This is a genomic window from Streptomyces sp. NPDC006602 (assembly GCF_042870385.1).
In the GTDB taxonomy this organism is placed as follows: Bacteria; Actinomycetota; Actinomycetes; order Streptomycetales; family Streptomycetaceae; genus Streptomyces.
The window spans coordinates 172,868-195,342 of the sequence record NZ_JBIAHG010000001.1 but is presented as its reverse complement, the minus strand read 5'-3'; the positions used below and the strand labels follow the sequence as shown (position 1 = coordinate 195,342).

Here is a 22,475-nt window from a genome sequence, read left to right as displayed (position 1 = left end):
TGGTGGTGGTGCTCGTGCGGGGGGGGGTGGGGGGGGCGGGGGGGGGGGGGGCGGCGGGCCGCCCCCCCCCCCCCCCCCCCCCCCCCCCCCCCCCCCCCCCCCGTCGCCGTTTGATCTACCCGTCGGTAGCATCCTGGCCATGGCAGACACACAGCAGGCGGACCCGAAGGCCGAGCGCAAAGTGACCCGGCTCGCCAAGCAGATCAGCGGCTTCTCCAAGCAGCACGGCGGGGCAGAGGGCCAGATCGCGTACCTGGGGCAGCGCGGCGCCCGGATCGTGCTCGTCGGTGAGGACGGTGCCTGGGGCGACGTCGTGGCCCCCTCGTACACCCTCGCGGAGCAGGCGGCGGAGAAGGCCGGGATCACCGTCCACGAGGACTTCGACGGCGAGTTCGCGGCCAAGGTCAAGACGGGCCCGTACGAGTGGAGCCGCATGGCGGGAATCCAGGTGGGCGGTCCGGCCAACGGCTGAGCAACGCCCGGAAGGGGCGGTAGGAACTGCGCGACCGGCCACAAACGGCCCGGTGGTTCTCAGAGCCACCCGCGCCACCCGAATGGGCTCTTCCCGCGGAGCGCTTCGCACGGGGTGTGTGACCGCAACACCTGGTGCCCGGTTCACCCGTTAGGACACCTGAGAAGGACAGGTTCCGAGCGCGGGGAGTCCGGATGATCGAAACGCCGTCCCTCGTGGACCAGTACTGCCACGGCGTCCTGAGAACGGAGCTGGGCCTCGGTACCTTCGAGGCCCAGCTGGCCCGGACCGAGGGGCCGCCCGCGCCGGGCACGACGCTCTTCGACACGCAGACGGGGTTCGCCGTACGCCGTTGGTGCCCGCCGCTGCTCGGTCTGGAGCCGCACTGTCCGCCCGCCCGGTATCTCGCCCGGCGCCGTGAACTCGGCGTCCTGGAATCGGGCCGCAGGCTGCTGCGCGGCAGCGGAATCACCACGTATCTGGTCGACACCGGGCTGCCCGGCGACCTGACCGGCCCCTCCGAGATGGCGTCCGCCGCGGAAGCCCAGGCCCGCGAGATCGTGCGGCTCGAACTCCTCGCCGAGCAGGTCGCCGACACCTCCGGCACCGTCGAGTCCTTCCTCGCCAACCTCGCCGAGTCGGTGCACGGCGCCGCCTCGGGTGCCGTGGCCTTCACCTCCGTGGCGGGCGTACGGCACGGACTCGCGCTCGCGCCCGAGCCGCCGGGGCCGGGCGAGGTGCGCGGCGCCGCCGGCCGCTGGCTCGCCGGACGCCGGGTGGGCGGGGAGCTGAGCGACCCGGTGCTGCTACGGCACCTGCTGTGGATCGCGGTCGCCTCCGGACTGCCGCTCCAACTGCATGCCGGGCTCGGCGAACCGGGGCTGCCCATCGACCGTACGGATCCCGTGCTGCTCACGAACTTCGTCCGGGCCACGGCCGGCCTCGGCACGGACCTCGTGCTGCTGCACGGCTACCCCTACCACCGGCACGCCGCGCACCTCGCCGGGGTCTTCCCGCACGTGTACGCCGACTCGGGCGCCGCGCTCGTACGAACCGGAGCGCGCGCCGCCACCGTCCTCGCGGAGATCCTGGAGCTGGCCCCCTTCGGCAAGATCCTCTTCTCCAGCGGCGCCCAGGGCCTGCCCGAGCTGCACGTGGTGGGCGCGCGGCTGTTCCGGGAGGCGCTGGGCCGGGTGCTGGGCACCTGGGTCGCCGAGGGGGCGTGGACGCTGGCGGACGCGCAACGGGTGGCGGGGCTGATCGCGGCGGGGAACGCGCGGCGGGTGTACGGGCTGGAATGAGCGAGGCCCTACGACAGAAAGCGCACGCTCACGCCCGGGTGAGCGCCGCCTCGCTCGAAGGGCCCGGCACATCGGCCACCGCCTCGGCCCGCTCCCGCAGGGACAGCAGCACGCGCAGCACCGCGATCCACACCAGGGCCGAGCCGAGCATGTGCAGGCCGACCAGGATCTCGGGAAGGTCCGTGAAGTACTGGACGTAGCCGATGACGCCCTGCGCGAGCAGGATCACGAAGAGGTCGCGGGTGCGCGCCAGCGGGGCCTTCGGGGCGTCGACGGCCTTGAGGACGAACCACAGGGCGAACGTCAGCGACACCACGATCCAGGCCAGCACGGCGTGCACCTTGCTGACGGTCTCCCAGTCGAGCGGCATCCGCTCCACCTTGCTGGAGTCGCCCGCGTGCGGTCCCGCGCCGGTGACGACCGTGCCGACCAGGATCAGCAGCACGGAGGCCGCGACCAGGAACCACACCAGCTGCTGCACGGCCTTGCCGACCAGCGGGCGGGGCGAACCGTCGCCTTCCCGGGTGCGCTGCCACATCACCGTGGCGACCGCGATCAGGGCGGACGTCGCCACGAAGTGCGCCGCGACCGTGTACGGGTTGAGGCCGACCAGGACCACGATGCCGCCGAGGATCGCGTTGCTCATCACGACCCAGAACTGCGCCCAGCCCAGCCGGGTCAGGCCCCGCCGGTACGGCTTCTCGGAGCGCGCGGCGATGATCGCCCAGCCGACCGCCGCGCACAGCACGTACGTCAGCATGCGGTTGCCGAACTCGATGGCCCCGTGGAAGCCCATCGCGCTGGTGGCGGTGAGCGAGTCGTCGGTGCACTTGGGCCAGGTCGGGCAGCCGAGCCCGGACCCGGTGAGCCGCACCGCCCCGCCGGTGACCACGATGACCACCGACATGACGAGCGCGGCGAGGGTCGCCCGCCGGACCGTCCGCGCGGTCGGGGTCCAGCGTGCGGCGATGAAGGCGAGCGGGTTGCGGACGGCCGCTACGGCGTCGGCGCGGGTCACTTTTGGCACGCGTCCCATCGTAGGGCGCCGCTTGTGCACGCTTTCACGAGGGGCCCTCCCGGGGCCTCGGCCTACTCCCAGCGGAAGAACCGCCCGGCCGCCGCCAGCCCCACGACCGCCCACACCGCGAGGATCCCCAGGTCGCCCCAGGGCATCGCGGCACCGTGCTGGAGCACGTCCCGCAGTCCGTCCGACAGCGCCGAGATCGGCAGCAGCCCGAGCACGTCCTGGGCCCCGGCCGGGAACTTGTCCAGCGGCACGATCACCCCGCCGCCCACCAGCAGCAGCAGGAAGACCAGGTTGGCGGCGCCCAGCGTGGCCTCCGCCTTCAGCGTGCCCGCCATCAGCAGGCCGAGCCCGGAGAACGCGGCCGTACCGAGGATCAGCAGGAGCAGTACGGCGAAGGGGTTGCCGTGCGGCGACCAGCCCAGGGCGAAGGCGATCACCGTCAGCAGGACGACCTGGAGGACCTCCGTGACCAGCACGGCCAGCGTTTTCGCGGCCATCAGGCCCCACCGGGGAAGAGGTGAGGAGGCGAGGCGCTTCAGGACGCCGTACCGGCGCTCGAAGCCCGTCGCGATGGCCTGCCCGGTGAACGCCGTCGACATCACGGCGAGCGCGAGGACGCCCGGGGTCAGGAAGTCGACGGCCTCGCCCGCGCCCGTGTCGACGATGTCCACCGAGCTGAACAGCACCAGCAGCAGCGTGGGGATGACGACGGTGAGCAGCAGTTGCTCGCCGTTGCGCAGGAGCATCTTCGTCTCCAGCGCGGCCTGCGCCCCGATCATGCGGGGGAGCGGAGCGGCACCCGGCCGCGGCGCGTAGGTGCCGGTGATGCCGGTGGTCACGAGCGCGGCTCCTTGCCCGTGAGCTCCAGGCTGTGTCTTCCCGGGGGATGCTCCCCGGACCCCCAGCAGATCCGCGTGCGGGCCGGAATCATGAACGCAACTCCTTGCCTGTGAGCTCCAAGAACACGTCTTCGAGCGTGTGCCGTTCGACCGAGATCTTCTCCGGCATCACCCCGTGCTGCGCGCACCACGAGGTCACCGTCGCGAGCAACTGCGGGTCGACCTTGCCGCCGACCCGGTACGAGCCCGGCGTCAGCTCCGCGGCCGTGCAGTCGGCCGGGAGCGCCTTGAGCAGGGAACCGACGTCCAGTCCCGGGCGGCCGGTGAAGCGCAGGGTGTTCTCGGCGCCGCCGCGGCACAGTTCCTCCGGCGAGCCCTGGGCGATGACCCGGCCCGCGTCGATGATCGCGACGTCGTCGGCGAGCTGCTCGGCCTCGTCCATGTAGTGGGTCGTGAGGATCAAGGAGACGCCGTCGGCGCGCAGGTCCCGTACGAGATCCCAGGTGGCGTGACGGGCCTGCGGGTCGAGGCCGGCGGTGGGCTCGTCCAGGAACACCAGTTCCGGGCGGCCCACGACCGCCATGGCGAGCGCGAGGCGCTGCTGCTGGCCACCCGACAGGCGCCGGTACGTCGTCCGGCCGCAACCGCCCAGCCCCAGGCGCTCGATGAGCGCGTCCACGTCCAGCGGGTGGGCGTGCAGCTTGGCGACATGCCGGAGCATCTCGTCGGCCCGGGCGCCCGAGTAGACGCCCCCGGACTGCAGCATCACGCCGATGCGGGGGTTCAACCGCCGCGACTGTCTCACCGGGTCGAGGCCCAGGACGCGCACCGTGCCGGAGTCCGGCTTCCGATACCCCTCGCAGGTCTCTACCGTCGTGGTCTTGCCCGCGCCGTTGGGGCCGAGTACGGCCGTCACGCCCGCCTTGGCCACCAGGTCGAGGCCGTCCACCGCGGTCTTCGTGCCGTACCGCTTCACCAGGGCCTGGACCTGGACCACGGGCTCACTTCGCATGGGTCCAGAGTCTAGGTTCGCGAACGGGGACCCAGAGCGGCGGGTGCGGGATCTCCACCGCGGCCCGGGCGGGCAGGGCCGGCGGGCAGGGTCTCAGAGCTCCTCCTCGCGCGACCGGTGCACCGCCAGCCACCGCTGCGCGTAGGCCACCGCCTCCGCCAGGGGGAACAGCCGTACGTCGGCCGCGCCCACCTTTCCCCGTACGACGGGACGGTCCCGCTCGAAGTCGTGACCCAGCTCGTCGAACCGGTCGGAGTCGATCGACACCTCGGTCACCACCTCCCAGCCCGCAGGTCCCGGGCGGCCCACCTTCACGCGCGGCGCCGGTATGCGGTATTCGGCCAGGTGGAAGCTGGTGCACGTGTCGTAGCCGGCGCCCAGCAGGAGCACCCGGGCGCCGAGTGCCTCGAGGAGGGCCAGCGGGCTGTGTTCGCCGAGCCGGCAGTCGGGGGCGTGTCCGTCGGTCACCTCCGCCGCGCGCGGGCCGAGGGCGGCGAACGAGGTCTGGGGGTGTGCGCTGCGCAGGGCGCCCGGCCAGGTCCGTACGGTCTCCGGGATCACCCCGACCCCGCGGGTGGGGGTGATCAGGGGGTCGTACGCGGGCATGGTGGCCCGGATCGTCTCCCACCAGGCCTCGGGTACCGGCGGGTTCGCCCAGTGGGCCGGGTCCGAGAGGTCTCCGGACTGGGTCGGGACCACCAACGTGCCGTCCGGGCCGAGCGCGTCGAGCAATGCTTGGACGACCGCCACCGCTCCTCCGCAGACCCAGCCGAGCGAGCTGAGGGAGGAGTGGACGAGGAGGGTTTCGCCTGGTTCGACACCCAGAGCGCGCAGCTGGGCCGCGACGCTGCCCCGAGTGCCAAGAGGGCCGGTGGGAGGGGGTATGGGCATGGTTCCGCAGTGTCCCGGACGGGGGCCGCCCGCGCCACCGATTTGATCGATCAAAGATCGTCCGCGCAGGTCAGATTAGGTAAACCTAAGTGACGCAGGGCACCGTCCACCGGTCGGGACGCCGCTTGCCTGCCTCAGAGGAATTACGCAACAATGGCGTTGTGAAAAACGTCGGCGAGGCTCGGGAGACCCCCATGGGGGTCCCTCAGGAGGAGCTCGCGACCGGTGAGCGCTCGACGCGCAACCGGGTCGCGCGGTCCATCCTGGACCACGGGCCGTCGACCGCCACCGAGCTGGCCGGACGGCTGGGACTCACCCAGGCGGCCGTACGACGTCATCTGGACGCGCTGGTCGCCGACGACGTCGTGGAGGCCCGGGAGCAGCGGGTGTACGGAGCGCGGACGCGCGGCCGGCCCGCCAAGGTCTTCGCCCTCACGGACTGCGGCCGCGACGCGTTCGACCAGTCCTATGACAAGCTCGCCGCGGACGCCCTGCGCTGGATCCAGGAACGGTTCGGCGGGGACGAGGCGGTCGTCGCCTTCGCCCGCGCCCGGATCGCCGAACAGGCCACCGCGTACCGCGAGGCCATCGAGGCCGCCGCCCCCGAGGAGCGGACCGAAGCGCTGGCCAAGGCTCTGAGCGCGGACGGGTACGCTGCTACGGCGCGAAGCGCACCGGTCGGCGAGCAGCTCTGCCAGCACCACTGCCCGGTGGCCCATGTCGCGGAAAAGTTCCCGCAGCTCTGCGAGGCGGAGACCGAGATCTTCTCCCAGCTGCTCGGTACCCACGTCCAGCGACTGGCGACCATCGCGCACGGCGACGGCGTCTGCACGACGTTCATCCCAAAGATTTCCAAAACCACACATAACGCATCTGCAAGCACGGCCGGGAGGAACCCCGCATGACTCTCCCCACGGAGACTGCCCACCCCGAGCTCGAGGGCCTGGGCAAGTACGAATACGGCTGGGCCGACTCCGACACGGCCGGCGCCTCTGCCAAGCGCGGCATCAACGAGGACGTCGTCCGCGACATCTCTTCGAAGAAGAACGAGCCGGAGTGGATGACCAAGCTCCGCCTCAAGGGCCTGCGCCTCTTCGAGAAGAAGCCCATGCCCAACTGGGGATCCGACCTGTCGGGCATCGACTTCGACAACATCAAGTACTTCGTGCGCTCCACGGAGAAGCAGGCGGAGTCCTGGGAGGACCTGCCCGAGGACATCAAGAACACGTACGACAAGCTCGGCATCCCCGAGGCGGAGAAGCAGCGCCTTGTCGCCGGTGTCGCGGCCCAGTACGAGTCCGAGGTCGTCTACCACCAGATCCGCGAGGACCTGGAGGAGCAGGGCGTCATCTTCCTGGACACCGACACCGCGCTGAAGCAGCACCCGGAGCTCTTCAAGGAGTACTTCGGGACCGTCATCCCGGTCGGTGACAACAAGTTCGCCTCCCTGAACACCGCCGTGTGGTCGGGCGGCTCCTTCATCTACGTGCCGCCGGGCGTGCACGTCGAGATCCCGCTCCAGGCCTACTTCCGTATCAACACGGAGAACATGGGCCAGTTCGAGCGGACCCTGATCATCGTCGACGAGGGTGCCTATGTGCACTACGTCGAGGGGTGTACGGCGCCGATCTACAAGTCGGACTCGCTGCACTCCGCGGTCGTCGAGATCATCGTCAAGAAGAACGCCCGTTGCCGTTACACGACCATCCAGAACTGGTCGAACAACGTCTACAACCTGGTCACCAAGCGCGCCGTGGCGTACGAGGGCGCGACCATGGAGTGGATCGACGGCAACATCGGCTCCAAGGTGACGATGAAGTACCCGGCCGTCTACCTGATGGGCGAGCACGCCAAGGGCGAGACCCTCTCCATCGCCTTCGCGGGCGAGGGGCAGCACCAGGACGCCGGCTCCAAGATGGTCCACATGGCGCCGAACACCTCGTCGAACATCGTGTCGAAGTCCGTCGCCCGCGGTGGCGGCCGTACCTCCTACCGTGGTCTGGTGGAGATCGGCGAGGGCGCGCACGGCTCGAAGTCCAACGTGCTCTGTGACGCGCTGCTCGTCGACACCATCTCCCGCTCCGACACGTACCCCTACGTGGACGTCCGCGAGGACGACGTGTCCATGGGCCACGAGGCGACCGTCTCCAAGGTCTCCGAGGACCAGCTCTTCTACCTGATGAGCCGCGGTCTGAGCGAGTTCGAGGCGATGGCCATGATCGTGCGCGGCTTCGTCGAGCCCATCGCGAAGGAACTCCCCATGGAGTACGCCCTCGAGCTCAACCGGCTGATCGAGCTGCAGATGGAAGGCGCGGTCGGTTAAGACCCGTCGTCCGAAGCAGTCGCCAGATATCTGACGTAGGAAGAGAGCAGACCGACAGCCATGGCTGAGGCTCAGAACATCCCCGTGGGTTCCACCACCGCGGGCCAGATCGCGGTGGCCGCCGAGTCGACCGTCGCCACGCGCATGAGCGCGCCCCCGTCCTTCGACGTGCAGGACTTCCCGGTCCCGCACGGCCGCGAGGAGGAGTGGCGGTTCACGCCGCTGGAGCGGCTGCGCGGGCTGCACGACGGCACCGCGGTCGCCACCGGCGACGGCCTGAAGGTCGCCGTCGACGCCCCCGAGGGCGTCGTCGTCGAACTCGTCGGCCGTGACGACGCCCGGCTCGGCAAGGCCGGCACCCCAGTGGACCGCGTCGCCGCCCAGGCGTACTCGGCGTTCGAGAAGGCCGGCGTGATCACTGTCCCCAAGGAGACGGTCCTCACCGAGCCGATCCGCATCGCCGTGCACGGTGAGGGTGGGACGGCCTACGCCCACCAGGTCGTCGAGCTGGGAGCCTTCGCCGAGGCCGTCGTCGTCATCGACCACACCGGTGACGCCGTGCTCGCCGCCAACGTCGACTACGTCCTCGGGGACGGCGCCAAGCTGACCGTCGTCTCCGTCCAGGACTGGGACGACAAGGCCGTGCACGTGGCCCAGCACAACGCGCTGATCGGCCGCGACGCCACCTTCAAGTCGTTCGTGGTCACCTTCGGCGGCGACCTCGTCCGCCTCCACCCGCGCGTCGCCTACGCCGGCACCGGCGGCGAGGCCGAGCTGTTCGGCCTGTACTTCACCGACGCGGGTCAGCACCAGGAACACCGCCTCCTGGTCGACCACAACACCGCGCACTGCAAGTCGAACGTCGCCTACAAGGGCGCGCTCCAGGGCGAGGGCGCGCACGCGGTGTGGATCGGCGACGTGCTGATCGAGGCCAAGGCCGAGGGCACGGACACGTACGAGATGAACCGGAACCTGGTTCTGACCGACGGCGCCCGGGTCGACTCCGTGCCGAACCTCGAGATCGAGACCGGCGAGATCGTCGGCGCGGGGCACGCCAGCGCGACTGGCCGCTTCGACGACGAGCAGCTCTTCTACCTGATGGCCCGCGGCATCCCGGCCGACGAGGCCCGTCGCCTGGTCGTCCGTGGCTTCTTCGCCGAACTCGTCCAGCAGATCGGTGTCGACGACATCCAAGAGCGCCTTCTCGTGAAGATCGACGAGGAGCTGGAGGCGTCGGTCTGATGGCTGCCCCGTCGACGTTCGTACGCGCCTGTGGGCTGAGCGAGCTGGAGGAGGACACCCCGAAGCGGGTGGAACTCGACGGCACGCCGGTCTCGGTCGTGCAGACCGAGGGCGAGGTGTTCGCGATCCACGACATCTGCTCGCACGCGAACGTCTCGCTCTCCGAGGGCGAGGTGGAGGACTGCCAGATCGAGTGCTGGCTGCACGGCTCCAGCTTCGACCTCCGCACCGGCAAACCGTCTGGCCTTCCCGCGACGCGCCCCGTCCCCGTATACCCCGTAAAGATCGAAGGGGACGATGTGCTCGTCTCCCTTTCCCAGGAGTCCTGAGGCACCCATGGCAACGCTTGAAATCCGAGACCTGCACGTCACCGTCGAGGCCGACAACGCCACGAAGGAGATCCTCAAGGGCGTCGACCTCACCGTGAAGCAGGGCGAGACGCACGCCATCATGGGCCCGAACGGCTCCGGCAAGTCGACGCTCGCCTACTCGCTCGCGGGTCACCCGAAGTACACGATCACCAGCGGCACCGTCACCCTCGACGGCGAGGACGTCCTGGAGATGTCCGTCGACGAGCGCGCCCGCGCGGGCCTGTTCCTGGCGATGCAGTACCCGGTCGAGGTCCCCGGCGTCTCGGTCTCCAACTTCCTCCGTACGTCCGCCACCGCCGTCCGCGGCGAGGCCCCCAAGCTGCGGACGTGGGTGAAGGAGGTCAGGGAGACCATGGAGCGTCTCAACATGGACCCGGCCTTCGCCGAGCGCAACGTGAACGAGGGCTTCTCCGGCGGTGAGAAGAAGCGCCACGAGATCCTCCAGCTCGAGCTGCTCAAGCCGAAGGTCGCGATCCTCGACGAGACGGACTCCGGTCTGGACGTCGACGCCCTGCGGGTCGTCTCCGAGGGCGTCAACCGCGTCCGCGAGACCGGCGAGGTCGGCACCCTGCTGATCACTCACTACACGCGCATCCTGCGCTACATCAAGCCCGACTTCGTCCACGTCTTCTCCGCGGGCCGGATCGTCGAGTCCGGCGGCGCCGAACTCGCCGACAAGCTGGAGAACGAGGGCTACGAGGTTTACACGAAGGGTGGAGTATCCGCGTGACACAGCTGCCGGGCCTCCTCGACACCGAGGCGATCCGTAAGGACTTCCCCATCCTGGACCGTCTGGTCCACGACGACCGGAAGCTCGTCTACCTGGACAACGCGGCGACCTCGCAGAAGCCGCGCCAGGTTCTGGACGCCCTGAGTGAGTACTACGAGCGCTACAACGCCAACGTCCACCGCGGTGTGCATGTGCTCGCCGAGGAGGCCACGGCGCTGTACGAGGGCGCGCGCGACAAGGTCGCCGCGTTCATCAACGCGCCGAGCCGTGACGAGGTGATCTTCACCAAGAACGCCTCCGAGTCGCTCAACCTCGTGGCGAACATGCTGGGCTGGGCCGACGAGCCCTACCGCGTGGACCACGAGACCGAGATCGTCATCACGGAGATGGAGCACCACTCCAACATCGTGCCGTGGCAGCTGCTCGCGCAGCGCACGGGCGCGAAGCTGAAGTGGTTCGGCCTGACCGACGACGGCCGGCTCGACCTCTCCAACATCGACGAGATCATCACGGAGAAGACGAAGATCGTCTCCTTCGTGCTGGTGTCGAACATCCTGGGCACGGTCAACCCCGTCGAGGCGATAGTGCGCCGCGCGCAGGAGGTCGGCGCGCTGGTGTGCATCGACGCCTCGCAGGCCGCGCCGCACATGCCGCTGGACGTCCAGGCCCTGCAGGCCGACTTCGTGGCCTTCACCGGCCACAAGATGTGCGGTCCGACCGGCATCGGCGTGCTCTGGGGCCGCCAGGAGCTGCTGGAGGACCTGCCTCCGTTCCTGGGCGGCGGCGAGATGATCGAGACGGTGTCGATGCACTCGTCGACGTACGCTCCCGCCCCGCACAAGTTCGAGGCGGGCACACCGCCGATCGCGCAGGCGGTCGGTCTGGGCGCGGCGATCGACTACCTGTCGTCGATCGGCATGGACAAGATCCTCGCCCACGAGCACGCGCTCACCGAGTACGCGGTGAAGAGGCTCGGCGAGGTGCCGGGTCTGAGGATCATCGGCCCCACCACGGCCGAGGACCGCGGCGCGGCGATCTCCTTCACGCTCGGTGACATCCACCCGCACGACGTGGGCCAGGTTCTCGACGAGCAGGGCATCGCGGTACGCGTGGGTCATCACTGCGCACGCCCTGTCTGCCTGCGGTACGGAATTCCTGCGACCACGCGAGCGTCGTTCTATCTGTACTCCACGCCGGCCGAGATCGACGCTCTGGTCGACGGCCTGGAGCACGTACGGAACTTCTTCGGCTGAGGGGCGTGCTGAAATCGTGAAGCTGGATTCGATGTACCAGGAAGTCATCCTGGACCACTACAAGCACCCGCACGGGCGTGGTCTCAGGGATGGCGACGCCGAGGTGCACCACGTCAACCCGACGTGCGGCGACGAGATCACGCTGCGCGTGAAGTACGACGGCACGACCATCAACGACGTCTCGTACGAGGGTCAGGGCTGCTCGATCAGCCAGGCCTCGGCCTCGGTGCTGAACGAGCTGCTGGTCGGCAAGGACCTTGCGGACGCGCAGAAGATCCAGGAGACCTTCCTGGAGCTGATGCAGTCCAAGGGCCGGATCGAGCCCGACGACGCGATGGAGGAGGTGCTGGAGGACGCGGTCGCGTTCGCCGGTGTCTCCAAGTACCCAGCGCGGGTGAAGTGCGCCCTCCTGAGCTGGATGGCGTGGAAGGACGCGACGGCCCAGGCCCTGGGCGGAGCCGACGCCGAAAGGAAGACGGCATGAGCGAGACCGTTGAGATGAAGCCGGCCTCGGAGGAAGAACTCCGCGAGGCCCTGTACGACGTCGTCGACCCGGAACTGGGCATCGACGTCGTCAACCTCGGCCTGATCTACGGCATCCACATCGACGACGCGAACATCGCGACCATCGACATGACCCTGACCTCGGCGGCCTGCCCGCTGACGGACGTCATCGAGGACCAGGCCAAGTCCGCCACGGACGGCCTCGTCAACGAGCTCCGCATCAACTGGGTCTGGATGCCCCCGTGGGGCCCCGACAAGATCACGGACGACGGGCGGGAGCAGCTGCGGGCGCTCGGGTTCAACGTCTGAGATCCACGAGCTGATGCGAACGGCGACGCCTTCGGGCGTCGCCGTTTCTCGTGCTCAGGCCAGCCCGCCCACCAACCGGAACGCGGAGTCCGCCTGGTACTGGCCGCTGTACTGGTACGACTCCAGGCGGAGTACGAAGTCCTTGTGGCGCAGGAAGCGGCCCGGGAAGTTGACCGACTCCAGCATGATCGCGCCGGACACCGGTGAGGGGCGGGGGCAGAACGTGGCGTCCTGCTTGAAGAGGGACGAGCCGTCGTCGCGGTCCGCGCGCAGGACGAAGTCACGGTGGCGGAGATACTTGCCGTCGGCCGTGGCGAAGGACTGGCAGGAGCTGTCGGCCAGGCCCTTGACCAGCTTGAAGGTGGAGTCCTCGCGGGATTCCGAGCCGCCGACCGGGTCGAGCCGCACCAGGCCGCCGCTGACGTGCCAGTACCGGTCGGGGTAGTTGACCGAGCGGACCGAACGCCACGTCGTCGAGGGCTTGGGGGCGGACGAAGTCGGGCCGGGCGTGGAGGGCTTGGGCGGATGGGCGGACGCGGAGGCCGAGCCCTGTGGTTCGGGGGCGCTCGTGGTCGTCCGGGCGGACGGTGAGGCGCTCTTGCCGCCGGGTGTCGAGGTGGCCGTCGCGGAGGGAGTGCCGTAGGAGATCAGGCCGGGGCCGCTCGGGTCCGCGGCGGCCACCCCCTGCGGGGAGGGTGACGGGTCGTCAGGGCGCTGCTCCGTCACGACGATTGCCGTCACACAGGCGGCGACCGTGGCTATCGCCATCGCGCCCGCCAGCCACAGGCGTCGCGTTCCCGGCACCCGGGTGGCATCCGGAGACCAGCCGCTCTCCCATGGCTGGTTCTGAGGGGGCCGGGACTTTCTTACGGGCATGCGCGGTTCCTCCGGCGGGCGCCTGGGGCGACGGCTGCGGCCGAGACGGGGAAGTAGGTGAACGGTGAAACACTAGTGGAGCGGGTGCGCTCCTGGGGGCCGTTTGGGGCGAGTGGTTCTCGGCCTCTTCGGTTTCACGCGAGGCTCGATGTTCACAGCCCCTTCACGAGGTGGGCCCAGCTTCACCTCATTCGGTCACGGCGGCGTCGGAGTGTGACCCCGCCCGCAAGGCTGACACCGGCGCACCCACGGCACCCTGGACACCTCACGGGCCGGCAGCCGGCAACAGCGGCTGACGCTCGATCAGGTACGGCTGTGCGACGCCGTTCCGGGTGAGCGGCTGGAGCGCAACGGCTACGAACTCGGCGGAGCGGTGCGGCCCGACGCGGCCGAACTGCTCCACTACCGCAAGGTGTCCGCCCTGCTGCGTGCCGGCCCGCACCGAGCGGCGGATCACCGACCGCCTGGCGCGGGTACGCGAACCGGGCCCGCGGGGGTCTCCCCTCCGGGTGATGTGTACGCTCGTACACATGGGTTACCTGCTGCTCGCCTGCGCCATAGCCGCCGAGGTCGGCGCGACCACGGCCATGAAGTACAGCGACGGGTTCAGCAGGCTGGGGCCCTCGCTGTTCACCGTCCTCGGCTACATCGTCTCCTTCGTGCTGCTCGCCCAGACGCTGAAGACCGTCTCGGTCGGCACGGCGTACGCGATCTGGGCCGGTGTCGGCACCGCGGTCATCGCCACCATCGGGATGATGTTCCTGGGTGAGGGGATGACCCCGACCAAGGCCGCCGGTATCGCGCTGATCATCGTCGGCGTGGTGGTGCTGAACCTGGGCGGTGCGCACTGATGCCCCGCCGCTACGACCCCCAGCGGCGGCAACGGATCATCGACGCGGCGATACGGGTCGCCGGGGAGAAGGGCCTCGCCGGGCTGAGTCACCGCTCCGTCGCCGCCGAGGCCGATGTTCCGCTCGGCTCCACGACGTACCACTTCAAGACCCTGGACGAGCTGATGGTCGCGGCGCTCCGCCAGGCCAACGAGGGCTTCGCCAAGGTGATCGTCTCCCGCGGCGGCCTCGCCGACCCGCGCACCGACCTGGCCGCCGAACTCGCCGGCCTGCTGGGCGAGTGGCTGGCCGGCGAGCGCACCGGCGTCGAGCTGGAGTACGAGCTCTACCTCGCCGCCCTGCGCCGCCCCGCCCTGCGCCCGGTCGCCGCCGAGTGGGCCGACGACCTGGCCACCCGGCTCACCGCCCGGACCGACCCCGTCACCGCGCGGGCGCTGGTCGCACTGACGGACGGGATATGTCTGCAGGTGCTGCTGACGGGGACGCCGTACGACGAGGAGTACGCGCGGGAGATGCTGGCGCGGGTCATCGACGCCGGAGCGTGAGCCGGGGGCGGCCGCCGTCCGTGAACCCCTTCGCCGACATCGGGGAACAGCGGGTGACATCCTCACCCCGACCACACCCGCGGAGGCCGCCACGTGACCGGACCACCGGACCCGTCCTCGCCCGAGGACGCCCAGGTCGTCGCCCAGTCCCTGGAGGAACCGGAGCTCTTCGCCCGTCTCTACGACCGGTACGCCCCCGACATCCACCGCTATGTGGAACGCCGACTGGGCGTGGGCGCCGCCGACGACATCACGGCGGAGACCTTCCTCATCGCCTTCCGCATCCGGACGCGCTACGACACCACCCGCCCAAGCGCCCGCCCCTGGCTCTACGGCATCGCCGGCAACCTCGTCGGCAAGCAGCGCCGCGCCGAGGTGCGGGCCCTGCGGGCGCTGGCCCGCACCGGGCACGACCCGGTCGCCGAGACCTGGTCCGAGCGCGCCGACGAGCGGGTCATCGCACAGGCCGTGCAGGCGCCGCTCGCCGGGGCGCTGGCCGCGCTGTCCGTGGGCGACCGGCATGTGCTGCTGCTGGTGGCGTGGGCGGACCTGACGTACACCGAGGTTTCGGAGGCGCTCGGGATCCCCGTCGGCACGGTGCGCTCCCGGCTCAACCGCGCCCGCCGCAAGGTCCGTTCGGCCCTGGGCGCCGACCCCGCATTCACGCTCGACGCCACGGAGGTGGTCTGACATGGACGAGATGACGGCGGTCCGCGAACTGCGGGCCGAGGCCCCGGCGGCCGAGCGCGCGCCCCTTCTCGCCGGGCGGGACCGCCTGCTGCGGGAGGCGGCGGGCCGCACCCGCGCCAACCGGCTGCGCGGTGACTGGCGGCTGATGGCCGCGGCGACGGCGGCCCTGATCACGGCGGTGGCACTGATCGGGACGCAGGTGGTGGACCGCGGCACGAGCGGAGTGCAGCCAGGCGCCGGCCCCGGGTACACCCTCGAACTCGGCAGCGCCAAGGACCTCCTGAACGCCGCCGCCGACGCCATCGCCGCCACTCCCGCGGTCACCGCGCGCGAGGGTCAGTGGATCTACGTGAAGACCGTCGAGACCAACGTGACGGACGACGAGGTCGACCCGCAGACCAACGAGGACTGGATGGCGTACGCCGATCCGAAGATGGAGGGCGGGCGGGCCGGCGACGACCACTCGCCCAGGGAGGAGTACGCGTTCCTCAAGAGCCTGCCGGACGACCCGGCGGGGGTGCGGGCGAGGGCACGCGCTTTCTTCTATGCCACCGACAAGTCCGAGACCCGTACCCAGCACGAGTACCGGGCCCTCGTCGCCGTCCTCAGCCGGGCTTACGCCTACGACCCCGCCGGCCTGGCCAAGGTCTACAGGGCCCTCGCCACGATCCCCGGCGTGCAGGCCGCGGAGGTCGAGGACGCGGCGGGGCGCAGCGCCTACGCGCTGTACCTGAAGAACCCCGTCACCGACCGGGACGAGGTGCTCCTCGACCCGGCCACCTACCTGTACGCCGGATACCGGTCGGTGGCGCAGAGCGGCGACCTGCAGTGGGACAAGGGCGACGTCGTGCTCGGTGGGGCACGGCTCGTCACGGCGGTGGTGGACGAGAAGGGGGAGCGGCCCTGATCCGGGCCATCACCCACGCCTGAGGCCGGATCCGCAACGCCTGGGGCCGGATGCGGGCTCCTGAGCCCGATCCGCGCCTTCCCGAACGCCCGGACCCGGTCCGATCCGGGACGGATCCCGGACGGTGCGCCCGGCACCTGAGACGCCGTGCGCACCGGTTCGCCCTCACCCCGCCCGGCCGGTTAGGTTTCCCTCATGACCGACACGACTGCTCCTCGCACCACCGGCGCCGTTGCCGCCGGCCTCGCCACGATCGCCGCCGACGGCACCGTCCTCGACACCTGGTTCCCCGCTCCCGAGCTCACCGCTGTGACTGCCGAGGGCGGCCCTGGCCCGTCCGGCACCGAGCGGCTGACGGCCGAGCGCGCCGCGGAGCTGCTCGGCGGCGGCGCGACCGCGGCGACCGGTCCGGACGCCCGCCGGGGCGTCGAGGTGGTCGCGGTCCGCACGGTCATCGGCTCCCTCGACGACAAGCCGATCGACGCGCACGACGTCTACCTGCGCCTGCACCTGCTCTCGCACAGGCTCGTCCAGCCGCACGGCCAGAGCCTGGACGGCATCTTCGGCCACCTCGCCAACGTCGCCTGGACCTCGCTCGGCCCGGTCGCCGTGGATGACGTCGAGAAGGTCCGGCTGAACGCCCGCGCCGAGGGCCTGCACCTCCAGGTCACCTCGATCGACAAGTTCCCGCGCATGACCGACTACGTGGCCCCCAAGGGCGTCCGCATCGCCGACGCCGACCGGGTCCGACTGGGCGCGCACCTCGCCGAGGGCACCACGGTCATGCACGAGGGCTTCGTGAACTTCAACGCCGGCACGCTCGGCACGTCGATGGTCGAGGGCCGTATCTCCGCCGGTGTCGTGATCGGTGACGGCTCGGACATCGGCGGCGGCGCCTCCACCATGGGCACCCTCTCCGGCGGTGGCAACGTCCGCATCACCATCGGCGAGCGCTGCCTGATCGGCGCCGAGGCGGGCGTCGGTATCGCGCTCGGCGACGAGTGCGTGGTCGAGGCGGGGCTGTACGTCACCGCGGGCACCCGCGTCACCATGCCCGACGGACAGATCGTCAAGGCGCGTGAGCTCTCCGGCGCCTCCAACATCCTCTTCCGCCGCAACTCGGTCACGGGCACCGTCGAGGCCCGCCCGAACAACGCGGTCTGGGGCGGCCTGAACGAGATCCTGCACAGCCACAACTGACCCTTCAAGATCCCGTACGGGTTACCCGGCGTGACCTTCTCGTGGTTTCGGCAGATGAACGGGTGGACGCAGTGTCCGATCAGACGCCGAAACGACGAACGAGGGATCGTGCGATGACGAACGAGCGGGCGAGGACCGTGGCACGTCGGCTGTCCGGGGCGCTGACCCTGACAGTGGTCTGCGGGCTGCCGGCGCAGGCCGCGCACGCCGACGAGACCAACACCGCCTCGCACAACGGCCCCCGGGTCGGACTGGTCAACATGGGCCAGGTGGACGATCCGATGGAGGACGTACTTGAGCACTTGCTGCTGATCGGCGACGGGTACACCTGGAGCTGAGCGCGCCCGCCGTGGACCGGGGGCCCGTACCGCACACCCGTGCGGTACGGGCCCCCGGCCCGTTCCGCGGAAAAAAATCTTCGGAGCGGTGGCATAGCGGCGGGCGGTCGCGAGCGTCACAAGGGGCAGAGGGGCGGAGCGCAGGTGCCGCCGGGGAAGAGAAGGTGACGATGAATGCCGAAGGGCTGGAGAGTTTCCGGGAGTTCGTGGACAACCGGTCGTCGGCGCTGCTGAAGACGGCCGTGCTGCTCTGCGGGGGAGACCAGCACGCCGGTGAGGACCTGCTGCAGAACGCCCTGATCAAGGCGGCGGGCAAGTGGCAGCGGATCGACGAGCCCGAGGCCTATGTACGCCGGATCCTCTACCGCCAGCAGATCAGCCGCTGGCGGCTGAAGTGGCGCAGACGGGAACTCAGCGTCGCCGAACCGCCGGAGGCGGGCGCCGGAGTCACCGACGCGGCGGCCGCGGCCGAACTGCGCGTCGTGATGCGCGAGGCGCTGTCCCGGCTTACCGCACGCCAGCGGACCGTACTCGTGCTGCGCTATTTCGAAGATCTCCCGGAGGCCGACGTGGCCCGCCTCCTCGGCTGCACGGTCGGCACCGTACGGTCCACCACCCACCGCTCCCTCGCCCGGCTGCGCTCCCTCGCGCCCGAACTGGCCGCCCTGGGCCCGGCCGACGCCGAACGGCAGGCGTCCCGTGACTATTCGCCCTTGGAGGTGCGGCCGTGAACGTAGAAGAACTCGTGCGCGACGCACTGCGGGAGCAGGCCGCCGAACAGGACCCGGCGCGGCCGGGCTTCGCCGACCGGGTGCTGGCGGTCCGCCGGCGCCGCCGTACCCGCCGGATCGCGGGCATCGCCGTCGCCACGGCCGCCGTGGTCGCCGTCGCGGTGGGCGTGCCGATGCTGGACTCGGACAGGGGCACCGACGTACGCCCCTCGGACGTCGTTCCGAAAACCGAGTTCAACGCCCGTCCGGACCAGTCGCCGCCGCGTGATCTGATCTCGGCGGGGAACACCGCACTGGCCGCGTACTTCGTCCCGAAGACCGTCAGGAAGACGGCCGACACCGCGGTCTACGAGCGCACCTACTGGCTGCTCGACCAGAAGACCGGCAAGTACGAGAAGAACACGAAGTGGTCATGGGTGGCCGTCGCCCCCGGCATGAAGACCGCCGCCGTCCTGGAACAGGACCTGCCCGCCTCGCGGATCGGCCTGCTCGACCTGACCACCGGCAAGGTCGCGCGGTGGATTCCGGTCGACCACCCGGTCGGCGGACTCGCGTTCTCGCGCGACGGCCGGAAGCTGGTCGCGACGACCTACGACGACAACCCCGACCTGCGGGTCAAGACGGAGGGTTCCGACGGCTGGGATCAGAAAGAGCCGTCGAGCCGCTCCGGATTCCACGTCCTTGACGTGGCGTCCGGCAAGGGGTCCTGGAGCGAGGTGAAGCTCGCGAGCGACCCGGACGATCCCAACGGCGTGGCGTTCCTGAACTCCCGCCAGGACTTCGCCCTCACCGGCGACGGCAGGCACGTCTGGTCCGGCAGTCCCATGGGGGACATCGGCAAGCAGTTCTACGACCTCTCGGGCGCCGAGGTCGACGCGCCGGCGAACGACAGGTACCTGGAGTGGTACGTCGACGCGGGGAAGTCGCCCGACGGCAGGCTCGTCGCCGGTGACTTCGCGGGCGAGAAGTGGAAGACGTCCTCCTGGGTCGTCGACGCCGCGACCGGCTCGAAGACCGAGGTGCACGGGCAGCAGCTGCTCGCCTGGGTCGGCAACTCCTCGCTCATCGCCTGGGACATCGCCAAGGGTGGCAAGAACGAATTCCACCAGAGGCTCGTGCTGGTCACCATCGGCAGCGACAAGGTCGTACCGCTCAGCGACTTCCGCAAGGGCAACGACGGGGACGCCGGGCGTTGGGAGCCCGTCTTCGCGGAGCGCTGATCAGGCGGCCATGAACCGTTCGTACGCCGCCAGCAGCCCGTCGACCGCCTCGCGGTCGGCGGGGCGCAGCGGTGCGCGGACCGGGCCCGCCGGCAGGTCGAGTGCGTTGAGGAGGGCCTTGGCAGTGACCGCGCCGGGCAGGCCCGCCGACATCATCGACTCGATCAGCGGCGTGGCCCGCTGTTGGAGGCGGGCGGCCACGGGGGTGTCGCCCGCCTCGAACGCGTCGAGGACCGCGCGGAGCCGGGCCGGAACCACGTTGGCGACCGTACTGATGTATCCGGTGGCGCCTACCGCGTAGAGGGCGAGGTTGTGCTCGTCGCAGCCCGCGTAGTACGCCAACTCCGTGCGGTCCAGGACCTTCTGGGCGCCGAGGAAGTCATAGGAACAGTCCTTGACCGCGACGATGCGGGGATGCCCGGCGAGGCGGATCATCGTGTCCGGCTCGATCCGGGTGCCGGTGCGCCCCGGGATGTCGTACAGCACGAGCGGCAGCCCGGACGCGTCCGCGACCTCGCGGAAGTGCGCCTCCACCGCGTCCTGCGGGGGCCTGCTGTAGTAGGGGCTGACCACCAACAGGCCGTCGGCGCCCGCCTTCTCGGCGGCCAGGGCCAGCTCGACGGTGTGCCGGGTGTCGAAGGTGCCCACGCCCGCCACGATCGACGCCCGCTCGCCCACCGCCTCCCGCACGGCCCTGACGAGCGCGGCCTTCTCCGCGTCCGTCGTGGTCGGCGACTCACCCGTCGTACCCGACAGGACGATCCCGTCGCACCCTTCGGCCACCAGCCGCTCGGCAAGCCGCTGCGCGCCGTCGAGGTCCAGCGCGCCCGCGTCGGTGAAGGGCGTGATCATGGCGCAGAGGGCGCGGCCGAAGGGGCGGAGTGTCGTCATGGGGGTAGTCTCGGCGCACCAACAGTGAAGCTCCACTTAATTCTTCTACGAGGTATCGCTAAGGGATGCTGATGTGTCGCCGGTGGGCGCGCAGGCACAAGGCCCTATGTCCAAGTCGGCCCCTCATGGGTCACCATGGCCAGGACGGTGTCATCGACCCCAGGTCATGGGAGGCGTCATGAAGCTCGGCAAGGCACTCGCCACCGGAGTCGCGGAAGAGCGGCCGCAGGTCCACGAGGAGGAACTCGAGCTCCCGGAGGAGATCAAGGAACTGAAGGCGCCCGAAGAGGTCCCGGCCGCCCGATGAGACTGCGGCTCCCCGAGGAACGCCCGACGGAGCCGCCGACCGGATACAAGATCGCCCACCCGGTGCTGTCCCAGGACGGCACCCGGGCCGGGTTCACCGGTGTGTCGCTGGGCGGCGCGCTGCCGTACGGAGTCCTGGCCGACGCGTCCTGCGTCTACGGCCTGCGGCACCGGGCACCGCACCGCCGCTGCGACTGCGGCTTCCACTGCGTGCACGACCGTACGACGGCCGAGGCCCTGCTGTGCACGGCCGAGCACCGTACGGCCGTCCTGCTCGAGGTCTTGGTCCTCGGCCGCTACATCCGCTTCGAGCGCGGCTTCCGGCACGCCCGTCAGCGCGTCCGCACGGCGACCGTCGGCCCCTGCGCCTGCGGCACGGTCGCGGCGGCGCTGGCCGACGCCGGCTGGGGCAGACCCGGGTGGCGCGCGCTGACCCCCTCCTGCGCGGGCTGCCTGCGCGGTCGTACGTCGGTCTCGTTGGCCGGGTTCGCCCGGCTGGCCGGAGAGGGGCTGCGGGTCGTGGCGGGGGACGGCTTGCGGGTGGCCGCGGGAGAGTGGCCGACGACGGCCGCCGACGGGGGCGTACCCGGCGGGCTCGGGGTGCCCGAACTCGTCGCGGAGGCCGCCCTGTTGCAGGCCCGGCTCGACTGGTTCCAGAGCCAGCTGGCCAGGCTCGGCGAGCACGGTCCCGGAGGCGGCCCGCAAGGGTAGTGGTGCCGGCCCGCAGGGGTAGCGGGGGCCGGTCAGGGTACCCGGGGGTTCCGATACCGAGAGGAGGCGGAACCGTGACCGGGACCACGGCCCCCAGGCCCGTACATGACGAACATCATTCGGTCGGCGACCTCGTCGGACAGGCCACCGAACAGCTCTCCCGGCTCGTACGACAGGAAGTGGCCCTCGCCAAGGAGGAGCTCACGCAGAAGGGCCGTCGCGCCGGACGCGGTGGCGGACTGCTCGGCGCCGCCGGCGCCGTCGCCTACGCCGGCTTCCTCGCCCTGGCCGCCACGGCCGCCGCCGCGCTCTCGCTGACGCTGCCCGTCTGGGCGGCGGCGCTCATCGTGACGGCCGTGCTGTTCGCGCTCGCGGGCCTGCTCGCGGCGACCGGCCGCGCCCAGCTGCGGCGCGCCACACCGCCCACGCCGGAGGAGGCGATCGGCAGCGTCAGGGCCGACGTCGAGGAGATCAGGGAAAGGGTGCACCGATGACGGACAAGGCAGCGCAGGGACGCGAGCCGGGCGGCGGGGCCGCGCAGGAGGTCGGTGCCAAGGGGCCCGACGAGCTGCGTCGGCAGATCGAGCGGACTCGCAGTGCACTCGGCGACACGGTGGAGGAGCTGGCAGGCAAGGTCGACGTCAAGGGGCGCGCGCGGGCTCGGGCGGCGGACCTGCGGGACAAGGCGGGGGCGATGACGGTGCAGCTGCGCAGCAGCGCGGCGCAGGCCGGGCATACGGTCCAGGACCGGGCGAGTCATGCGGGGCATGCCGTTGAGCACACGCTGCCCGCGCCGGTCCGCACCGCCGTGCAGGCCGGGGTGCGTCATCCGCGGCCGGTGCTGGTCGTGGGGGCGGCGGCGGTGGGGGCGGTCGTCGCGGTGGAGGTGGTGCGGCGGCGGCACGGCGGTCGGTGACGCGGGGCGCGGTTGCTGT

At 70.8% G+C, this 22,475-nt stretch carries 29 protein-coding genes; 22 read left to right on the top strand and 7 right to left on the bottom strand.

Annotation, left to right across the window (positions count from 1 at the left end; genetic code table 11):
• The first annotated feature begins 139 nt into the window (after positions 1–139).
• Both ACFYO2_RS00920 and ACFYO2_RS00915 read left to right on the top strand, forming a co-directional pair.
• On the top strand, positions 140–472 hold the full coding sequence (locus ACFYO2_RS00920; protein ID WP_388342237.1) for a hypothetical protein: 333 nt from the start codon (positions 140–142) through the stop codon (positions 470–472).
• 194 nt (positions 473–666) lie between these two features.
• A complete protein-coding gene (locus ACFYO2_RS00915; protein WP_388342234.1) occupies positions 667–1,773 on the top strand; it encodes an amidohydrolase family protein in 1,107 nt (368 codons plus the stop codon).
• A 28-nt stretch (positions 1,774–1,801) separates the two neighbouring features.
• Here ACFYO2_RS00915 and ACFYO2_RS00910 read toward each other — a convergent pair whose 3' ends face one another.
• From ACFYO2_RS00910 to ACFYO2_RS00895, 4 genes are all read right to left on the bottom strand, one after another.
• Positions 1,802–2,809 (bottom strand): heme A synthase, encoded by a 1,008-nt coding sequence (locus ACFYO2_RS00910; RefSeq protein ID WP_388342231.1) that lies wholly within the window; start codon positions 2,807–2,809, stop codon positions 1,802–1,804.
• A gap of 53 nt (positions 2,810–2,862) precedes the next feature.
• On the bottom strand, positions 2,863–3,579 hold the full coding sequence (locus ACFYO2_RS00905; RefSeq protein WP_388343893.1) for an ABC transporter permease: 717 nt from the start codon (positions 3,577–3,579) through the stop codon (positions 2,863–2,865).
• A gap of 148 nt (positions 3,580–3,727) precedes the next feature.
• Positions 3,728–4,651 carry an ABC transporter ATP-binding protein gene (locus ACFYO2_RS00900; RefSeq protein ID WP_388342229.1) on the bottom strand — a complete coding sequence of 308 codons (924 nt, stop codon included), beginning with the start codon at positions 4,649–4,651 and terminating at the stop codon, positions 3,728–3,730.
• A 93-nt stretch (positions 4,652–4,744) separates the two neighbouring features.
• Positions 4,745–5,542 carry an aminoglycoside N(3)-acetyltransferase gene (locus ACFYO2_RS00895; protein ID WP_388342227.1) on the bottom strand — a complete coding sequence of 266 codons (798 nt, stop codon included), beginning with the start codon at positions 5,540–5,542 and terminating at the stop codon, positions 4,745–4,747.
• A 161-nt stretch (positions 5,543–5,703) separates the two neighbouring features.
• Here ACFYO2_RS00895 and ACFYO2_RS00890 point away from each other — a divergent pair, with 161 nt between their 5' ends.
• From ACFYO2_RS00890 to ACFYO2_RS00855, 8 genes are read left to right on the top strand one after another with little or no spacing between them, the layout of a single operon-like run.
• Entirely contained in the window at positions 5,704–6,447 is a 744-nt protein-coding gene (locus tag ACFYO2_RS00890; protein WP_388342225.1) for a helix-turn-helix transcriptional regulator, read from the top strand.
• A complete protein-coding gene (sufB, locus tag ACFYO2_RS00885; RefSeq protein ID WP_388342222.1) occupies positions 6,444–7,865 on the top strand; it encodes a Fe-S cluster assembly protein SufB in 1,422 nt (473 codons plus the stop codon). Before ACFYO2_RS00890 ends, sufB begins: the two co-directional genes overlap by 4 nt.
• Before the next feature lie 60 nt (positions 7,866–7,925).
• Complete coding sequence (sufD, locus tag ACFYO2_RS00880; RefSeq protein WP_388342220.1) at positions 7,926–9,107, top strand: Fe-S cluster assembly protein SufD; 1,182 nt, start codon at positions 7,926–7,928, stop codon at positions 9,105–9,107.
• A complete protein-coding gene (locus ACFYO2_RS00875) occupies positions 9,107–9,436 on the top strand; it encodes a non-heme iron oxygenase ferredoxin subunit (RefSeq protein WP_388342218.1) in 330 nt (109 codons plus the stop codon). The genes sufD and ACFYO2_RS00875 overlap by 1 nt, the downstream gene beginning before the upstream one ends.
• 7 nt (positions 9,437–9,443) lie before the next feature.
• The gene (gene sufC / locus ACFYO2_RS00870; RefSeq protein WP_388342216.1) at positions 9,444–10,208 is read left to right on the top strand and encodes a Fe-S cluster assembly ATPase SufC; all 765 of its coding nucleotides are present in this window, start codon (positions 9,444–9,446) and stop codon (positions 10,206–10,208) included.
• A complete protein-coding gene (locus tag ACFYO2_RS00865) occupies positions 10,205–11,461 on the top strand; it encodes a cysteine desulfurase (protein ID WP_388342214.1) in 1,257 nt (418 codons plus the stop codon). Before sufC ends, ACFYO2_RS00865 begins: the two co-directional genes overlap by 4 nt.
• A gap of 16 nt (positions 11,462–11,477) precedes the next feature.
• Entirely contained in the window at positions 11,478–11,945 is a 468-nt protein-coding gene (sufU, locus tag ACFYO2_RS00860; protein WP_388342212.1) for a Fe-S cluster assembly sulfur transfer protein SufU, read from the top strand.
• Positions 11,942–12,274 (top strand): metal-sulfur cluster assembly factor, encoded by a 333-nt coding sequence (locus ACFYO2_RS00855; RefSeq protein ID WP_037743875.1) that lies wholly within the window; start codon positions 11,942–11,944, stop codon positions 12,272–12,274. Before sufU ends, ACFYO2_RS00855 begins: the two co-directional genes overlap by 4 nt.
• Positions 12,275–12,328: 54 nt before the next feature.
• Here the strand turns inward: ACFYO2_RS00855 and ACFYO2_RS00850 are convergent, their stop codons facing one another.
• Together ACFYO2_RS00850 and ACFYO2_RS00845 are read right to left on the bottom strand one after the other, a co-directional pair.
• A complete protein-coding gene (locus ACFYO2_RS00850; RefSeq protein ID WP_388342209.1) occupies positions 12,329–13,150 on the bottom strand; it encodes an AbfB domain-containing protein in 822 nt (273 codons plus the stop codon).
• A gap of 265 nt (positions 13,151–13,415) precedes the next feature.
• A complete protein-coding gene (locus ACFYO2_RS00845) occupies positions 13,416–13,682 on the bottom strand; it encodes a hypothetical protein (protein WP_388342206.1) in 267 nt (88 codons plus the stop codon).
• Between ACFYO2_RS00845 and ACFYO2_RS00840 the strand changes: the two genes are divergently transcribed.
• The 8 genes from ACFYO2_RS00840 to ACFYO2_RS00805 all read left to right on the top strand — a co-directional run bounded on the left by ACFYO2_RS00840 (position 13,681) and on the right by ACFYO2_RS00805 (position 19,632).
• A complete protein-coding gene (locus tag ACFYO2_RS00840) occupies positions 13,681–14,001 on the top strand; it encodes a DMT family transporter (RefSeq protein WP_388342204.1) in 321 nt (106 codons plus the stop codon). The two genes, ACFYO2_RS00845 and ACFYO2_RS00840, sit on opposite strands and share 2 nt — an antisense overlap.
• The gene (locus ACFYO2_RS00835) at positions 14,001–14,546 is read left to right on the top strand and encodes a TetR/AcrR family transcriptional regulator (protein ID WP_388342202.1); all 546 of its coding nucleotides are present in this window, start codon (positions 14,001–14,003) and stop codon (positions 14,544–14,546) included. The genes ACFYO2_RS00840 and ACFYO2_RS00835 overlap by 1 nt, the downstream gene beginning before the upstream one ends.
• 93 nt (positions 14,547–14,639) lie before the next feature.
• Entirely contained in the window at positions 14,640–15,236 is a 597-nt protein-coding gene (locus tag ACFYO2_RS00830) for an RNA polymerase sigma factor (protein WP_388342199.1), read from the top strand.
• A gap of 1 nt (position 15,237) precedes the next feature.
• Positions 15,238–16,143 (top strand): CU044_5270 family protein, encoded by a 906-nt coding sequence (locus ACFYO2_RS00825; protein ID WP_388342197.1) that lies wholly within the window; start codon positions 15,238–15,240, stop codon positions 16,141–16,143.
• A 195-nt stretch (positions 16,144–16,338) separates the two neighbouring features.
• Positions 16,339–17,343 (top strand): 2,3,4,5-tetrahydropyridine-2,6-dicarboxylate N-succinyltransferase, encoded by a 1,005-nt coding sequence (dapD, locus tag ACFYO2_RS00820; RefSeq protein ID WP_388342194.1) that lies wholly within the window; start codon positions 16,339–16,341, stop codon positions 17,341–17,343.
• A 113-nt stretch (positions 17,344–17,456) separates the two neighbouring features.
• On the top strand, positions 17,457–17,681 hold the full coding sequence (locus ACFYO2_RS00815; RefSeq protein ID WP_388342192.1) for a hypothetical protein: 225 nt from the start codon (positions 17,457–17,459) through the stop codon (positions 17,679–17,681).
• A gap of 170 nt (positions 17,682–17,851) precedes the next feature.
• The gene (locus tag ACFYO2_RS00810) at positions 17,852–18,412 is read left to right on the top strand and encodes a SigE family RNA polymerase sigma factor (RefSeq protein ID WP_388343890.1); all 561 of its coding nucleotides are present in this window, start codon (positions 17,852–17,854) and stop codon (positions 18,410–18,412) included.
• The gene (locus tag ACFYO2_RS00805; protein WP_388342190.1) at positions 18,409–19,632 is read left to right on the top strand and encodes a WD40 repeat domain-containing protein; all 1,224 of its coding nucleotides are present in this window, start codon (positions 18,409–18,411) and stop codon (positions 19,630–19,632) included. The genes ACFYO2_RS00810 and ACFYO2_RS00805 overlap by 4 nt, the downstream gene beginning before the upstream one ends.
• Here ACFYO2_RS00805 and dapA read toward each other — a convergent pair whose 3' ends face one another.
• Entirely contained in the window at positions 19,633–20,523 is an 891-nt protein-coding gene (gene dapA / locus ACFYO2_RS00800) for a 4-hydroxy-tetrahydrodipicolinate synthase (RefSeq protein ID WP_388342188.1), read from the bottom strand.
• Between the two features lie 178 nt (positions 20,524–20,701).
• Between dapA and ACFYO2_RS00795 the strand changes: the two genes are divergently transcribed.
• The 4 genes from ACFYO2_RS00795 (at position 20,702) to ACFYO2_RS00780 (ending at position 22,456) form a co-directional block, all read left to right on the top strand.
• Positions 20,702–20,830 carry a hypothetical protein gene (locus ACFYO2_RS00795; RefSeq protein WP_388342186.1) on the top strand — a complete coding sequence of 43 codons (129 nt, stop codon included), beginning with the start codon at positions 20,702–20,704 and terminating at the stop codon, positions 20,828–20,830.
• Positions 20,827–21,540, top strand: coding sequence for a hypothetical protein (locus tag ACFYO2_RS00790; protein ID WP_388342184.1), 714 nt, complete (start codon positions 20,827–20,829; stop codon positions 21,538–21,540). The genes ACFYO2_RS00795 and ACFYO2_RS00790 overlap by 4 nt, the downstream gene beginning before the upstream one ends.
• A 74-nt stretch (positions 21,541–21,614) precedes the next feature.
• Positions 21,615–22,034, top strand: a complete 420-nt coding sequence (locus ACFYO2_RS00785) for a phage holin family protein (protein WP_388342181.1) — start codon at positions 21,615–21,617, stop codon at positions 22,032–22,034.
• Positions 22,031–22,456: a DUF3618 domain-containing protein gene (locus tag ACFYO2_RS00780; protein WP_388342178.1), complete on the top strand. Its 426-nt coding sequence runs from the start codon at positions 22,031–22,033 to the stop codon at positions 22,454–22,456. Before ACFYO2_RS00785 ends, ACFYO2_RS00780 begins: the two co-directional genes overlap by 4 nt.
• Positions 22,457–22,475: the final 19 nt, after the last annotated feature.